Raw genomic sequence first — 14,953 nt, forward strand, 5'->3', positions numbered from 1 at the left:
GTAGGGGCGAATGACTGAGAAAACGGGTTCCTACAAGGATTTAATTGTTTGGCAGCAGGCAATGGACCTTGCGGTGGCGGTTTACGGCGCGACGAAATCCTGGCCGAAGGAGGAACTTTATGGACTGACCAGCCAAGTGCGGCGCGCCGCAAGCTCGGTGCCGGCGAACATAGCGGAAGGCTATGGCAGAGAGGTACGGGGTTCCTATCAGCAATTTCTCCGTATCGCTCAAGGGTCACTGAAGGAGCTGGAAACGCAGCTTCTGATCGCTGAGCGTACCGGCATCGCGCCGAACGGGACAGCGGCTTCACTATTGGCGAGCACCGAAAGTGTGGGAAAGCTTCTTCGGCTCCTAATCCGCAAACTTTCAGCCGACTAACATCTCCTTACTGCCTTACTGCCTTACTGCCCTACTGCCCTACTCCCCTACTCCCCTACTCCCCTACTCCCCTACTCGAGCATCATGCCCTACCAATCCCCAATCTCCCCCGGCCGGTCCTGGTATGAGGACACGGCCGGTCCACGGCCCGAATACAAGGCGCTCGACGGTGACCTGAGGTGCGACGTCGTCGTCGTTGGAGGCGGATTTACCGGCCTGTCGGCGGCGGTGCACCTCGCCAGGGCTGGCAGCAATGTCGTGCTGGTCGAAGCGCATCGTTTCGGCGACGGCGCATCGGGCCGCAATGGAGGCCAGCTCGGCACCGGTCAGCGCGCCTGGGCCGAGGAGCTCGAAGCGGAATACGGCTTTTCCCGGGCCAAGGCGCTGTTCGACCTCGCCGAAGAGGCCAAGGCGCATCTCCTCGAATTCGCCGCCGTCAACAAGATCGAGATCGACTACACGCAAGGCCCAGATGTCGGTGGCGCACAAGCAGCGCTATGTCGACGACTACAAGGCGCATGCCGAGATCATGGCGAACCGCTTCGGCTATCCTCACATCAGCTTCATGGACGCCAGGGAGACGGCGGAGCGGTTGGGCTCGGCGCGCTATTTCGGCGGCACCCGCGACACCGGCACCGGGCACATCCATCCGCTGAAGCTGGTGATCGGCACGGCAAACGTGGCGGCGCAGGCGGGCGCGCTGCTGTTCGAGCAGACGCCGGCGACCGCCATCGCGTCCGTTGGCGGCAAGGTCAGGGTCACGACGCCGAAAGGCACGATATCAGCCGAGAAATGTCTGATTGGCGTCAATGCCCATGGCGGCACGCTCGAGCCGATCAGTGCCGCGCATATCATGCCGATCGGCTCCTTCATCGGCGCGACGGTGCCGCTTGGCGGTTCAAACGTGTTGCCGGGCGGTGAGGCGGTCGACGATTCCCGCTTCGTCGTGCGCTACTTCCGCAAATCGACGGATGGGCGGCTGCTGTTCGGCGGGCGCGAGATCTACGCGGTCAACGATCCGAAAGACATCCATGTCCACATCCGCCGGCAGATCGCCGAGCTTTACCCTGACCTCAGGGATGTCGAGATCACCCATGGCTGGGGCGGCTATGTCGGCATCACGATGCCGAGAAAACCGTTCGTGCGCGAGGTGATGCCCAATGTGATCTCGGTCGGCGGCTATTCGGGCCACGGCGTCATGCTGTCGAACTTTTTCGGCAAGCTCTATGCCGAAACCGTCGCCGGCAACCGGGACCGGCTGAGGCTGATCGAGGACCTGAACATCCCGGCCTTTCCCGGGGGCCGGCGCTTGCGCGCGCCTCTGCTGTTTTTTGCGCTCAATTGGTATGCCTTGAGGGACCGCATATAACCACAGGTTGCAAAATCCCTTGCAAGTTGCAGAATCGATCGTAAAGGTGCAGAATCCGCCCGGCAAGGGCGCAGTGATGCCACAATCGCCGGCAAAGGATGCCGGTTCTGGGCAGTCGAAGGGGGATTTTGCGGGCCTGCCCGCGTTGGATTGGGACCAATGCCGACCAGATGCCGGTTTCCCGGCACAGGTCGTAAGAACGTTGGCCCGCAAATGGAGGTTGTAAGAGTGAGAGAGCCCTTCAGTTTCGGCGCGCCGGAACGACGGCGCTTTGCGATGCAGTTTGGCTACGACATGCAGCCCAGGTTCTGGCGGCAAATCCGGTCGAACCTGCATCTGGTCATCGCCGCGTTTGGAACAGCAGCGCTGCTTGGCGTGGCAGCGATGGCGCTATGGCTGGCATTGCCGGCCACCGAGAGACAAGCAGTCGCCAGTCCCGAGCAGATCGTTTCCAGCATTCCGGTGAAAACGACAAGGATCGTGCCGGCCGCGGCCGCGGCCGCGAGGATAGAAGCGGCACAGCAGGCTGCGAGCAAGACCGATGCGATTTCGTCGGCGGTGGTTGCAGCGAAGGCCGAGATAGCGGCGCTGGCGCCCAATGATCCCCGCTGGACAGGATCGAGACCGAAGACCACATCCGGCCAGACGAGGGGCGGCCAGACGGCGGGCAGCCAGACGGCGGGCCAGGCTGAAAAAGCAGACAAGCCGTCCACCGCGGCGGCATTCGCCGATCCGGCAGCGAAAACCAAAGTGGCAGCATTGATTGCCAAAGTCGCTGCTCCCGCCAAGGCGGCGACGGACGGTGCGCCAACCGCCGCCATCCCCACCCCGAAGCCGCTGCCGGCCACGACACAGAAGGATGGCGCCCAGGCCAAAGTCGAGGCCAAGCAAGCAAGCGCGGCAGGACGTATCCTCAGGGGCGTCACCATGCGCACCGGTCCGAAGAACAGTGCGGCCGCCATCGTCACCATTCCGGCCAAGACCTCGGTTCAGGTGATGGGCTGCAAGAAATGGTGCCAGATCGTCTACAACGGCAAACGCGGCTGGATCTACAAGAGCTTCGTCAAGACCGGCGCGTAGCATCGGTCAGGCCGTTCTTTGACGTTGCCCACGGCTCATTTGGCTGCCGCAATCAACCGCCCGCGTGCGAGGGACGGTCAGGTCAAACTTGAAACCGACAGGGCCGGACGGCTCAGATGCACCGTCCGCCGTCGACCTCCAGCGCCACGCCAGTGACGAAGGCCGCCTCGTCCGAAGCCAGCCACAGCGCCGCGTTGGCTATGTCGAGCGGCGTCGAAAGCCGGCCAAGCGGGATCGACGCGCGGAATTTCTCGCGGATTTCGGGTGTGTCGGCGCCCATGAATTTTTTCAGCATGCCGGTCTCGCCGGCAACCGGGCACAGGCAATTGACGCGGATGTTCTTCGGCGCGAGTTCCACCGCCATGGATTTGGTCGCGGTGATTGCCCAGCCTTTCGACGCATTGTACCAGGTGAGGCCGGGCCGCGGCCTGATGCCGGCGGTCGAGGCCGTGGTCAGGATGACGCCGCCGCCTTGCCTAGCCATCACCGGCACGACCGCCAGGGCGGCGTGGTAGATCGCCTTCATGTTGACGGCCGTGATCAGATCGAAGGTCGTCTCGTCGACCTCGAGCATATCGCCGTTGCGATGGGTGTAGCCGGCATTGTTGACCATGATGTCGATGCGGCCAAAGGCACTCTTTGCGGCATAGACCATCTCGTCGAACTCGGAACGGGTCGAGACGTCCGTCTGGGTCCAGATCGCCGCCCGGCCGATCTCGTTGGCGACGCGTTCGGCGCCCTTGGCGTTGAGGTCGGCGACAACGACCTTGGCGCCCTCCTCGGCAAAACGCTTGGCCATGCCCTCGCCGAAGCCTGACGCGGCACCGGTGATGATGGCAACTTTGTTTTCCAGGCGCATGGCTTTCTCACTCATGATTGAAGACTCCCCGCTCCGGCAGCCTCCGGCAATGGCCGCCGAAAGATCAACATACTCTCGATTTCTCCTTTGGCTTTCGCCTCGATCCCGCTCTATGCTGCATCTGCGAAGGCCTCCCGGAACCACCTCGCCGACAAGCGTCCGGGTTGCGCCAGTGTCAAGGGCACACCTCAGGACAATCGGCACACATCCGATTGGCCCCGGGGATGTGACGCCGTGTCACTGGAAAATCTAAATCGATTAGATTATATCCACGCGTACACCAGCGAGCGGCGTCAGAGCGGACAGACCATGACCAGTCAGATCATTCCCGTCGACCCTTTCGACTTCATCATCTTCGGCGGCACCGGCGATCTGTCGGAACGCAAGCTTTTGCCGTCACTCTATCATCGCCAGCGCGGCCATCAGTTTTCCGAACTGACGCGCATCATCGGCACGTCGCGCTCGAAGATGACCGACGAGGAATTCCAGGCTTTCGCCAGGCAGGCGATTTCCGACCATGTGAACCCGGCCGATATCGACGCCGCAGAATTGGAGACGTTCCTTGCCCGGCTTTCCTACGTCTCGGCTGACGCGACGACCGGCGCGGGCTTCGACAAACTGAAGACGGCGATCGGCGACAGCGAATGCATCCGCGCCTTCTACCTGGCGGTTGCGCCGGCGCTGTTCGGCGACATCTCGCACAAGCTGAAAGAGAACGGGCTGATCACGCCGAACTCGCGCATCGTGCTGGAGAAGCCGATCGGGCGCGATCTCGCCTCGGCGCGCCAGCTCAACGATTTGGTCGGCGACGATTTCCATGAAAGCCAGATTTTCCGCATCGATCACTATCTCGGCAAGGAAACGGTGCAGAACCTGATGGCGCTGCGCTTTGCCAATGCGCTCTATGAACCGCTGTGGAATTCCGCCAATGTCGATCATGTGCAGATCACCGTGGCCGAGACCGTCGGCCTCGAAGACCGCGTCACCTATTACGACAAGGCGGGCGCGCTGCGCGACATGGTGCAGAACCACATGCTGCAGCTTCTCTGCCTCGTCGCCATGGAGGCGCCGTCGTCGATGGACGCCGATGCCGTGCGCGACGAAAAGCTGAAGGTTCTGCGCGCGCTGAAACGCATCAACGGCAATGAAGCGCCCAAGCACACGGTACGCGGCCAGTACCGTGCCGGGGCCTCGGCCGGCGGGCCGGTGAAAGGCTATGTCGAGGAGCTCGGCAAGAACAGCAACACCGAGACCTTCGTTGCGCTCAAGGCCGAAATCGGCAACTGGCGCTGGGCGGGCGTGCCGTTCTACCTCAGGACGGGCAAGCGGCTGGCGACACGCGTCTCGGAGATCGTTATCGAATTCAAGCCGATCCCGCACTCGATCTTCGGCGACAGCGCCGGGCCGATCTCGGCCAACCAGCTGGTCATCCGGCTGCAGCCCGACGAAGGCGTCAAGCAGTTCATCATGATCAAGGATCCGGGGCCTGGCGGCATGCGGCTGCGCCAGATCCCGCTCGATATGAGCTTCGCGCAATCCTTCGACGGCCGCGCCCCCGACGCCTATGAGCGACTGATCATGGACGTCATCCGTGGCAACCAGACGCTGTTCATGCGCCGCGACGAGGTCGAGGCGGCGTGGAAATGGATCGACCCGATCCAGGACGCATGGGAAGGCGCCAGGCAGGAGGCGCAGGGCTATACCGCCGGCACATGGGGCCCCTCCGCCTCGATTGCGCTGATCGAACGCGACGGGCGGACATGGCACGAGAGCAATTGAACGGCGCCGCCTACAACTGGCACGCATTTGCCGAACGCCAGGACCTGGCGGCTGCACTTGCCGGCCACGTCGCAGGCCGCCTGACCGCTGCGATCGATGAGCGCGGCACGGCATTGCTCGCCGTTTCCGGCGGCACGACGCCGGCGAAATTTTTCGCATCGCTTTCGAATATCCCGATCGCCTGGAACAAGGTCACGGTGACGCTGGTCGACGAGCGTTGCGTGCCGGTCTCCTCGCCGCGCTCCAATGCCGGGCTGGTCGCCGCCAATCTTCTGCAACACGCCGCCGCAGCCGCACGTTTCGTGCCGCTCTACCAAGAGGCAGAAAGCGTCGGCAATACGTCGGAGGCCGATAGCAGGATGTTGCGGTCGCTGCCCTGGCCGCTCGATGTGGTCATGCTTGGCATGGGAACCGATGGCCATACCGCGTCGTTTTTTCCTGATGCCGACAATCTGGAAACATTGCTCGACCCGTCGTCGGAAAGGGTCGTGCTCCCGGTTCACGCGACAAGCGCCGGCGAGTCGCGGCTGACGCTGTCGCTGGCGCGGATCGTCAGGGCCGGCTTCGTCGCGCTGCACATCGAGGGTGAGGACAAGCGCACGGCATTCGAAAGCGCGATGGCATCGGAAACGCAAAAGCCCATTCGCGCCGTGCTCGACGCAGCCGAGAGACCCGTACAGGTTTTCTGGGCACCCTGATTTCAACTTGCCGAGGGGTCCCGCACGGACCGTGTTTGCGGAACCTCGCCTGAAAGGACCGACGCCATGACCGCGAGACGCGACATCGAAGCCATCACCGAGCGCATCCGCCAACGCTCCAGACCGGGGCGAGAGGCCTATCTCGGCCGCATCGCCGAGGCATCGAGCCGCACCGCCAACCGGGCCGTTCTGTCCTGCGGCAACCTCGCCCACGGCTTTGCCGTGTGCAGCCCTTCGGAAAAGCTGGCATTGGGCGGCGACCGCGTGCCAAACCTCGGCATCATCACCTCCTATAACGACATGCTGTCGGCGCATCAGCCTTTCGAGACATTTCCGGCGCTGATCAAGGACGCGGCGCGCGAGGCCGGCGGCATTGCCCAGGTCGCGGGCGGCGTGCCGGCGATGTGCGACGGCGTCACCCAGGGCCAGCCCGGCATGGAGCTGTCGCTGTTCTCGCGCGACGTGATCGCCATGGCGGCGGCGATCGGCCTGTCGCACAACATGTTCGACGCCGCCGTCCATCTCGGCGTCTGCGACAAGATCGTGCCGGGGCTGGTGATCGCGGCGCTGACCTTCGGCCATCTGCCGGCGGTGTTCATCCCGGCCGGGCCGATGACGACGGGCCTGCCCAATGACGAGAAAGCCAAGGTCCGCCAGCTCTATGCCGAAGGCAAGGCAGGACGGGCCGAACTGCTCGAGGCCGAGTCCAAATCCTATCACGGGCCGGGAACCTGCACCTTCTACGGCACGGCGAACTCCAACCAGATGCTGATGGAGATCATGGGCCTGCACACGCCGGGCGCCTCCTTCGTCAACCCCGGCACGCCGTTGCGCAACGCGCTGACCCGGGAGGCGACGAAGCGGGCGCTGGCCATCACCGCGCTCGGCAACGCCTACACGCCGGTCGGCCGGATGATCGACGAGCGCTCGTTCGTCAACGGCATCGTCGGCCTGCACGCCACCGGCGGATCGACCAATCACACCATCCACCTGATCGCCATGGCCGCCGCGGCCGGCATCGCCATTACCTGGCAGGATATTTCGGACCTTTCGGAAGCCGTGCCGCTGCTGGCGCGGGTCTATCCGAACGGCCTTGCCGACGTGAACCATTTCCACGCAGCCGGCGGGCTCGGCTTCCTGATCCGCGAACTGCTCGACGAGGGAATATTGCACGAGGACGTTCAGACGGTTTGGGGCGAAGGGCTGCGGCCTTATGCGGTCGAGGCCAAGCTCGGCGCCGACGGCGGCGTGTTGCGCGAGGCCTCGCCCCGCGAAAGCGGCGACGAGAAGGTGCTGGCGCCGTTCAAGAAGGCGTTCCAGCCGACGGGCGGATTGAAGATGCTCTCAGGCAATCTCGGCCACGCCGTCATCAAGACTTCCGCCGTGAAACCGGAACGGCGCATCATCGAGGCGCCGGCCAGGGTTTTCGACAGCCAGCAAGGGCTCAACGAGGCGTTCAAGGCCGGCACGTTGACCGGCGATTTCATCGCCGTCATCCGCTTCCAGGGCCCGAAAGCCAACGGCATGCCGGAGTTGCACAAGCTGACCACCGTGCTCGGCGTGCTGCAGGATCGCGGCCAGCATGTGGCGCTGGTCACCGACGGGCGCATGTCGGGGGCGAGCGGCAAGGTGCCGGCGGCGATCCATGTGACGCCGGAGGCGGTCGAGGACGGGCCGATCGCCAGGATCCATGACGGCGACATCATCAGGCTCGACGCCGACGCCGGTACGCTGGAAGTCTTGGTGCCGGCAGGCGATTTCGCGCTGCGCCGGGCGGCGGACAGCGATCTTGTCGGCAATGAATTCGGCTTCGGCCGCGAGCTTTTCGCCGGGTTGCGGCAAATGGTCGGCCGTGCCGACCACGGCGCCAGCGCATTCGGAAACAACGTGGCGGAATTCGCACTGCAGTGAAAAAGGGCGGCTCGCGGCCGCCCTTTTGGCGGTTGTCGATTGCCACGCTATTTTGCCCTTTTGGCCACTACGCTGCCTTCAGGGCAGACATGCTGTCCTATCTCCTTAAGAAGGGCATTAAACACATCGAGGGATGCAGTGTTGAGTGGTTCTGCGTCGTTAGGGAACGGCAAAGGTCGACCCGTTCCAGTCGTCCAGATTCGCTCGCGCTACGGAATAAGTTCACCCTTTCGAGACCTTCCGGAGTCGAATTCTCGTCTTGGAAGCCGACATTGGCCGGAACCAGCATTCGTGACCCTAGTCGGGCATTCCCGGCTCAAATTTGCTCCCGGAAAGCGGACTTTCACCGGAACCAGCGGATTTGACCCTATCCGGTCATTCCGGCGGCGAAACAGCGTCTTGATAGCCGACATTCCGCGAACCAGCGATCATGACCCAAAACCTCCATCTGTTCGCGTCATCGAAGGTGCTAGCGCTGCGTTCCCAGAGGGAGCGCAGCATGCCGAATCATCCTGCTATCGACATCCCGGTCATCGAGACGCCGCGCGCCATATTGCGCGGGCACCGGCTTGACGATTTCGACGATTATGCTGCCATGTGGTCCGATCCGGCCGTGATTCGCTTCATCGGCGGAGAGCCGCGACTTCGCGAAGATTTTCTGCCGCATGGCGGCATGTGGGCCATGCTGGGCTTCGGCTTCTGGGCGGTCGAGGAAAAAGCCACCGGCCGCTTCATCGGCGAGGCCGGTTTTCACGATCTGAAACGCGACATGAAGCCGTCCATCGAAGGCGTGCCGGAAGCGGGCTGGGGCTGATCGCGGCCAGGCATGGCCAGGGGTTCGCGACCGAGATCGTCAAGGCGGTGCATGGCTGGGGCGACGCCCGGTTCAAGGAGCGAAGTCGGTGTGCATCGTCGATCCGGACAATACCGGCTCCGTAACGTCGCCCTGAAATGCGGTTATCGCGAGATAACCAGAACGAGCTACAACGGGTCGCCGACAATCCTGTTCGAACGCGAACGGACAACCGCCTAACTTGCGGCTGTCGAAACCGGTGCGCTTACCGCCGCGGGGGCATAGACCATGGTAGCCTCGCCGCGCCCCTTTACGGTGATCTCGCGCAGCGGGGTCAGCGGAATCCTGTGTGACACCAGTTCGGCGGTCGCCCGGCCGATCACCAGCGGAACGCCGAGATCCTTCGAGGCGCCCTCCAGCCGCGATGCCAGATTGACCGCGTCGCCGAGCGCCGAATAGTCGAAGCGCTGCTCCGATCCGACATTGCCGACGACGCATTGCCCGGTGTTGACGCCGATGCCGATGCGCAGCGCAATCGGCGTTTCGCCGCGCGTTTCGGCCTCCGCCTGCAATTGCGCGTTCAGCCGATCTAGCGCGGCGAGCATTTCGAGGCTGGCCTCCACCGCATGGATGGCGTGGTCTGGATCGTCCAGCGGCGCGTTCCAGAACGCCATCAGGCAGTCCCCGATATATTTGTCGATGGTGCCGCCATGCGCCATCACGACGTCGGAAAGCGGCGTCAGCAGCCGGTTGATCAGCGTTGTCAGCCGCTCGGGATCGCCCCTCATCGCCTCCGCGATGGTGGTGAAGCCGCGAATGTCGCAAAAGAGTATGGTCAGCGTGCGGACCTCGCCGCCAAGGCGAAGCTGCGTCGGGTCGCGCGCCAGGCGTTCCACCAGGGCCGGCGACAGATATTGCGAGAAGGCGCGCGTTATGCCGCGCCTAAGCTTCCGCTCCGCCGCGAAATCGCGCGCCGCCTGCGCGCTTGCGACAAGAGTAAAGGCAAGCGCTGGTGCCAGCGGCGCGACGAAGACACGGCCGTAGCGCAGCGCCATATAGCTGCCGGCGAGGAGCGCCAGCACGGCAACCACAGCGCCGGCCAGGGTCTTCCATCCGGTCGACTTCCAGACGGCAAGAACGCCAATGCCCGCGCCAAGCAGGATCGAGAGAATTGCCGCCCATGCCGGGGGGCGCGCGATGAACAGCTGATGCGCCAGATTGTCGAAGACCGTCGCCTGGATCTCGACGCCGGAAACGAGCCTGCCGGTGCGGATGGTGAACGGCGAGGCGTGGATGTCGGCGCCGCCTTGCGACAGCGTCGGCGCGTTCTGCAGGCTGAGCCCGACCATGACGATGCGGCCGCGGAAAAAATTCTCCGGCAGGAAACTGTCGGGATCGAGCGCCTGATAGTAGGAGACGGTCGGATATGTGCGAGACGGGCCGAAGGCCTGCAGCAGCGCGTTTCGCGGTACAGTGGCCGGCCGGCCGGCGGCGTTCAGAAGCTCTGCCGCAAAGCCGTCGGCATAGCCCGGGACGCGCCGCAGGATGCCGTCGCCGTCGGGCGCGATTGAGGCGATGCCGGTTGCGGCGCCCGTCGCGGTGAAAATGGCCAGCGGCTCGACCCGGACATGCTGGGCGGCCTGCTCGGTCTCGATGAACGTCTCGTCGCCGGCCAGAACCACGTCCGGGCCAAGGCTCTTGACCAACGCTTCGTCCGCGGCCGGCGTCGACGGCTCGGCAAAGATGATGTCGAGCCCGACGGCTTTCGCTCCAGCGCGGCGCAGAGCCTCGACGAGCCGCCCGTGAAGATCGCGCGGCCATGGCCATTGCAGGCCGATCTCGGCAAGCGAGGGCTCGTCGATGGCGACAATGACCGGCCCGTCATCGGGCGGGGGCGGCGGCGAAATGGTCGAGAGATAATCGAAAGCGCGCGCCTCGACGAGCTTCCATGGCGTGAGCAGGGACAGACCAGCAACCAGCAGCACGGCGAGGACCGCGATCGCAAGAATGCCGTTGCGGCGGGAGGGGGTTCCGGGCGCGGAAGCGCCAAGGCCCTTCCACCACGGCCCGCCTGCAAACATCAGAACCGGACCTTCAGCGAACCGACGATGCTGCGGCCCCAGCCGGGGGTGAACGATGCGACCTGAAAATCCTCGTCGAACAGATTGTACGCGGCAATTTCGAGTTCAAATCGTTTGTCGAAAGGTTCCCAGGTCAGGAAGGCATCCGTCGACCAGTAGGATTCGAGCTCAGTCCCCGCCGCATCGCCGGTGCGTGAGCCGACATAGGTTCCGGCCAGCGTGACCTTGATGTTGGACGGGTGAACCCAGGTCAGGCCAAACCGCGCGGACGTTTCGGGGACAAAGGGCAGCGGGCCCCCGAAGCTTGGACTTGTCGGATCTTCGTTCTCTGAATCGGCGTAGGCAAAGGTCGCGAACGCGCCGAAGCCGTTGCCGATCCAGACGTTGGTCGTGGCGCTGATCCGGTCGAGCCGGCCCTCGCTGAGATCGATTGTGGTGGCGGAAGCCGGAACGCCGATCGAAAGTTTCTCGAATTCCTGATGCTGGTAATCGACGGCCGTAAAAAGGCGGCTGTTCCACTCGGCGTCCCAGCGCGCGGCAAACGTGTCCGAAAAGCCGTCGACAGCTAGAGAATTCTGATTGGATTGCAGGCCGAGTATTCCGACCGGCGCCAAGGTCGCCGACGTTATGAATGAGCCTTCGCGCAGGAACCCGGCTCGTAGGTAGTGGCCTTCGAAAGGCGTCCAGGCGACACCGAGGCGAGGCTCCAGGCGTTGTTCATCAATCGTGCCACCGTCAAGATAAGTGCCGAATAGGGCTCCCTCCACTTTGAGATTGGGGTTGAACTCGTAGACGGCGTCGAAATAGACGCGCCCAATGGCGACATCGACTGCCGTAGTGGATTCGGATATGATTGTGTCCGGGATAAAAGGAAACACGAAAGAAAACGTTTCGTCTTTTGAGACTTCCAATAGTCCGCCCTCACCACCGTATCGGAGAGTCAAGTCACCGGTTCCGTAGATGTGATTGAATGCGGCGAGATAGGATTGCTGGCGGGTCTCACTCTCCAGAATGAATCCTGTTTCCCCGAAGCCGATTTCCTCCAAGCGGGTTCTGTTGCTTCGATCCGTAATGTCGGTCGCAAACAGCGCCGCGCTGGCAACGTTCTGGTAACCAAATGTATGGCTCCAGGCGACCCCGGCGTTGCCGGTTCGGGTGTCGCCGGTGTCGGCATACCTTCCTCCTAGCGGCAGAACGGTAGGGTCCAGCACTGTGCTTAGGTCGAACTCGAAATCCTTGACATCGATATACGCCACCACCCGGTCATTCGGCGTCGGCTTCATGGCCATGTAGCCTGTGCCGGTGATCGACCGGTCCTCGAGATCGAACTGGCCGGTCGCTGGATCGTCGCCGCGACGCGTGTCGGTCTCCAAACCGTAGATCCTGCCGTAGAAGCTCCAGGGAAAGGGAGCTGCTTGATACCCTTGGGTTTCGATTTCGCTGTTCCAACCCAGATCGCCGTCATCGGCGACAAAACCCCCGCCGCCGGTGGTTTCGATGAAAGGTCGCCGGAGAATGTTGGCGCTCCTCTGGCGGCCGGCCAGCATTTGCGGGTCGAGCATCAAGCCTTGGAAAAACGATGAGAAGCTGGTTGTATTAGTGCCCGATTCCGTCGGCACGTCGCCGAAACGCAGATTGTTGACGAAGGGATTTATGCTACCGGCAAGCGCCTGGTCGACATAGCCGGAGCCGGTGAAGGGATCGAAAACCGCGTCGCCGTAGTAGCGGCCCCAGGCGTTGAGATTGAGTAGCCGGAACGCGTCGTTCAACGTCGAGCCGGTGTCGCGATTGGCGCTGAGCGCGGCATAGTCGCCGCCGCGCGCTCTGGTGCGCTTCAGCGCTTCCTGTGCGCTGGCGATCGCCTTGTCGGCTTCGTACTCGTCGATTGCAACCGCCGTGCGGAAGGATGAAATCACCGGATCGTTCGGATCAAGGCGATCGGCGTTTTCGATAGCCTGTTCGGCGGGTTCCAGCTCGCCGGCTTCGTAATAGGCGACGGCAAGCAGCAGCAATCCATTGGAATAGGCCGGATTAGCGGTCGTGCCGGCGAGCAGGTCGTCACGCGCTTTGTCCAGTTCGCCGGTCTGCAGATAGTAGCGGCCGCGCGCAACCAGCCCGATGTCGAACGCCGGATCGACTGCGAGCGCCGTGTCGATTTCGGCCTTCGCTTCGGCCGTGCGGTCCTGCTCGAGATAGATGATGGCGAGGTTGGCGTGGGGGACAGGATCTTTCGGGTCGAGTTTGATAGCGCGCTTTAGCGCCGCCTCCGCCTCGCGAGTGGCGCCGCGCGCGCTCTGAACGAGGCCGAGAGCGTTCCAGCTCGCCGAGCCGGGCGCCAGCTCCACCGCGCGCTCGAGGTCGGCAAGCGCGCCTTCAAGATCGCTCTTGATTCCGGCCCGATAACCGGCGCGTGCTTGGAGCGCGATCATATTATCCGGGTCGAGCGACAAAGCGCGATCGATTGCCGCTTCCACCTGTTCGCGGTCGTCGAGCAGGAACGCAATTTGTGCCCTGAGGGCGGGCAGCGTCGGATCACCGGGATAGCGCCGTTCGGCTCTTTCGAGAACGGCAATTGCGGCTTTGAGGTCGACCAGAAATCCGGCCGTCAGAGCCTCGGCGATGGCCGCGGCGACGCCGGCATCCGCATGAACCGGCGGAGCTTCGACATGGCTGGGGTCAGCCAGCGAGCGCGCATAGTAGCCGCCATAGCGCGCCATGACACGCCGGCTGGGATCGAGATGCGGCGCCGCGCGTTCGAACAGATGCGCCGCCTCGGCATAGCGCTGTTCGGCGCCGGCGATCAACGCGTCGATCAGATCGAGCCGGGCTTCCTGCGCGCGCGCCAGCGGGAATTGTCGCGCCTGCCTCGCCGCGTCGCGCGCCGCTTCCCGCCCTTCAAAGTCAATATTAACCTCGGCCAATGTCACCCAGTCCTCGGCGGATCGGGACGACGGCTCCAGCGCCTTTATCCTCGCGCGCGCCTTGCGCATGTCCAGGCTCGACAATGCCGATGCTGGCAGGACGGTGAAAGCGTCGCGCAAGGAGTAGTAGAACAGCATCTGCTCGCGGTCGTCCGAATCGACGATGACGACCTTCGTCGGCGCCGAGCCGATGGTGGCCGCCGCGGCTTCGCCTTCGGCGACGCTGACCGAGCCGAATTCGTTGGCGAGTTCTACCGTGCCTTCCAGCACGATCAGCGAGGTGCGGCCGTTGCCGTCGACGGTCATCGTCCAGTCGGTGCCGCGGATGGCGGCGGCGGCGGCGGGCGTGTCGATGGTCAGCCCTTCGCCGCCGCGCTCTGCTCGCGCCCAGATGGTGCCGCTCTCCAGCTTGAACTCAGTGTCGGACGCCGCGCCGATCTTTTTGACCAGGAGCGTCGTATTGCGGCCAAGCCGCATCTGGGTGCGGTCGGCAAACAGCACTGCTAGGCTGCCGGTGGCGTTGGTGCGCAGATAGTCGCCGGGGACGACGTCCTGCCTGAGATCGACCACCTGCCAAGAGGCGAATTCTAGGAAGCGCACTTCCTCGCCCGATTTGCGGGCAATGACCGACCCGGCCGCCGGCTGGTTGCGCGGCACAACATCGGCCGCCGCCGGCTGGATGCCGACGAGCGCCGTCAACAACAGCGAAAAACTTACCGGCCCCCGCATCGCAGTTCTGAAGCGCCCCCTCTTCGAACGGCTTTATGACGGTTCATTCATCGAACTGTCAAATACTCCGTTGCAGCAGATCGCCGAATACGGCAAACGTTGCTGCCCGGACACACAGCATAGGAAAACAGGCGAAAAAAAGAATGGCTGCTTCAACGCTGCTTCAACGAAAGAAAAGCTGGCGGTTGTTGGCAGCCAGGAGATCGGCTCGGCGAGGGGAAAAGATTACCTTGATCATCTTAGCCCGCAGTTATGGTCCGTACAGAAATGATCAAATCGATTAGGTTCATTAGGTGGCCGAATCCCGTCAAGGAACTGAAGCAGTTATTGCCATACGAGCCCTTAGTAGCCCCG

General features: G+C 63.4%; 9 protein-coding genes and 2 pseudogenes. 8 read left to right on the plus strand and 3 right to left on the minus strand.

The annotated features are described in order from the left end of the window. Positions 1 to 10: 10 nt before the first annotated feature. From AC0L3H_RS21560 to AC0L3H_RS21570, 3 genes and pseudogenes are all read left to right on the plus strand, one after another. Positions 11 to 379 carry a four helix bundle protein gene (locus AC0L3H_RS21560; protein WP_036264561.1) on the plus strand — a complete coding sequence of 123 codons (369 nt, stop codon included), beginning with the start codon at positions 11 to 13 and terminating at the stop codon, positions 377 to 379. An 84-nt stretch (positions 380 to 463) separates the two neighbouring features. Continuing rightward, positions 464 to 1,748: pseudogene (locus tag AC0L3H_RS21565) on the plus strand (NAD(P)/FAD-dependent oxidoreductase). A 228-nt stretch (positions 1,749 to 1,976) separates the two neighbouring features. Beyond that, positions 1,977 to 2,828 (plus strand): SH3 domain-containing protein, encoded by an 852-nt coding sequence (locus AC0L3H_RS21570; protein WP_473586824.1) that lies wholly within the window; start codon positions 1,977 to 1,979, stop codon positions 2,826 to 2,828. 112 nt (positions 2,829 to 2,940) lie between these two features. On the opposite strand, the gene AC0L3H_RS21575 is transcribed toward AC0L3H_RS21570, so the two are convergent. After that, positions 2,941 to 3,687: an SDR family oxidoreductase gene (locus tag AC0L3H_RS21575; RefSeq protein ID WP_473586852.1), complete on the minus strand. Its 747-nt coding sequence runs from the start codon at positions 3,685 to 3,687 to the stop codon at positions 2,941 to 2,943. A gap of 309 nt (positions 3,688 to 3,996) precedes the next feature. On the opposite strand from AC0L3H_RS21575, the gene zwf reads away from it, so the two are divergent. The 4 genes and pseudogenes from zwf (at position 3,997) to AC0L3H_RS21595 (ending at position 9,108) form a co-directional block, all read left to right on the plus strand. Then, the gene (gene zwf, locus AC0L3H_RS21580) at positions 3,997 to 5,466 is read left to right on the plus strand and encodes a glucose-6-phosphate dehydrogenase (RefSeq protein ID WP_473586825.1); all 1,470 of its coding nucleotides are present in this window, start codon (positions 3,997 to 3,999) and stop codon (positions 5,464 to 5,466) included. Then, positions 5,448 to 6,164 carry a 6-phosphogluconolactonase gene (gene pgl / locus AC0L3H_RS21585; protein ID WP_473586826.1) on the plus strand — a complete coding sequence of 239 codons (717 nt, stop codon included), beginning with the start codon at positions 5,448 to 5,450 and terminating at the stop codon, positions 6,162 to 6,164. The genes zwf and pgl overlap by 19 nt, the downstream gene beginning before the upstream one ends. Before the next feature lie 66 nt (positions 6,165 to 6,230). Further along, positions 6,231 to 8,075 (plus strand): phosphogluconate dehydratase, encoded by a 1,845-nt coding sequence (gene edd, locus AC0L3H_RS21590; RefSeq protein ID WP_473586827.1) that lies wholly within the window; start codon positions 6,231 to 6,233, stop codon positions 8,073 to 8,075. Positions 8,076 to 8,574: 499 nt separating this feature from the next. Beyond that, positions 8,575 to 9,108 (plus strand): annotated as a pseudogene (locus AC0L3H_RS21595) (GNAT family N-acetyltransferase). Here AC0L3H_RS21595 and AC0L3H_RS21600 read toward each other — a convergent pair. Beyond that, entirely contained in the window at positions 9,105 to 10,949 is a 1,845-nt protein-coding gene (locus AC0L3H_RS21600) for a CHASE2 domain-containing protein (protein ID WP_473586828.1), read from the minus strand. The pseudogene AC0L3H_RS21595 and the gene AC0L3H_RS21600 sit on opposite strands and share 4 nt — an antisense overlap. After that, positions 10,949 to 14,527, minus strand: coding sequence for a FecR domain-containing protein (locus tag AC0L3H_RS21605; protein WP_473586829.1), 3,579 nt, complete (start codon positions 14,525 to 14,527; stop codon positions 10,949 to 10,951). Before AC0L3H_RS21605 ends, AC0L3H_RS21600 begins: the two co-directional genes overlap by 1 nt. Here AC0L3H_RS21605 and AC0L3H_RS21610 point away from each other — a divergent pair. After that, complete coding sequence (locus AC0L3H_RS21610) at positions 14,493 to 14,870, plus strand: hypothetical protein (RefSeq protein ID WP_473511477.1); 378 nt, start codon at positions 14,493 to 14,495, stop codon at positions 14,868 to 14,870. The two genes, AC0L3H_RS21605 and AC0L3H_RS21610, sit on opposite strands and share 35 nt — an antisense overlap. Positions 14,871 to 14,953: the final 83 nt, after the last annotated feature.

The organism is Mesorhizobium sp. WSM4816 (assembly GCF_055811535.1).

Bases quoted from the DNA above. Each gene is read 5' to 3' on its own strand.
- AC0L3H_RS21560 (WP_036264561.1), top strand. From the start codon at position 11: ATGACTGAGAAAACGGGTTCCTACAAGGATTTAATTGTTTGGCAGCAG.
- AC0L3H_RS21575 (WP_473586852.1), bottom strand. From the start codon at position 3,687: ATGCGCCTGGAAAACAAAGTTGCCATCATCACCGGTGCCGCGTCAGGC.
- zwf (WP_473586825.1), top strand. From the start codon at position 3,997: ATGACCAGTCAGATCATTCCCGTCGACCCTTTCGACTTCATCATCTTC.
- pgl (WP_473586826.1), top strand. From the start codon at position 5,448: ATGGCACGAGAGCAATTGAACGGCGCCGCCTACAACTGGCACGCATTT.
- edd (WP_473586827.1), top strand. From the start codon at position 6,231: ATGACCGCGAGACGCGACATCGAAGCCATCACCGAGCGCATCCGCCAA.
- AC0L3H_RS21600 (WP_473586828.1), bottom strand. From the start codon at position 10,949: ATGTTTGCAGGCGGGCCGTGGTGGAAGGGCCTTGGCGCTTCCGCGCCC.
- AC0L3H_RS21610 (WP_473511477.1), top strand. From the start codon at position 14,493: ATGACCGACCCGGCCGCCGGCTGGTTGCGCGGCACAACATCGGCCGCC.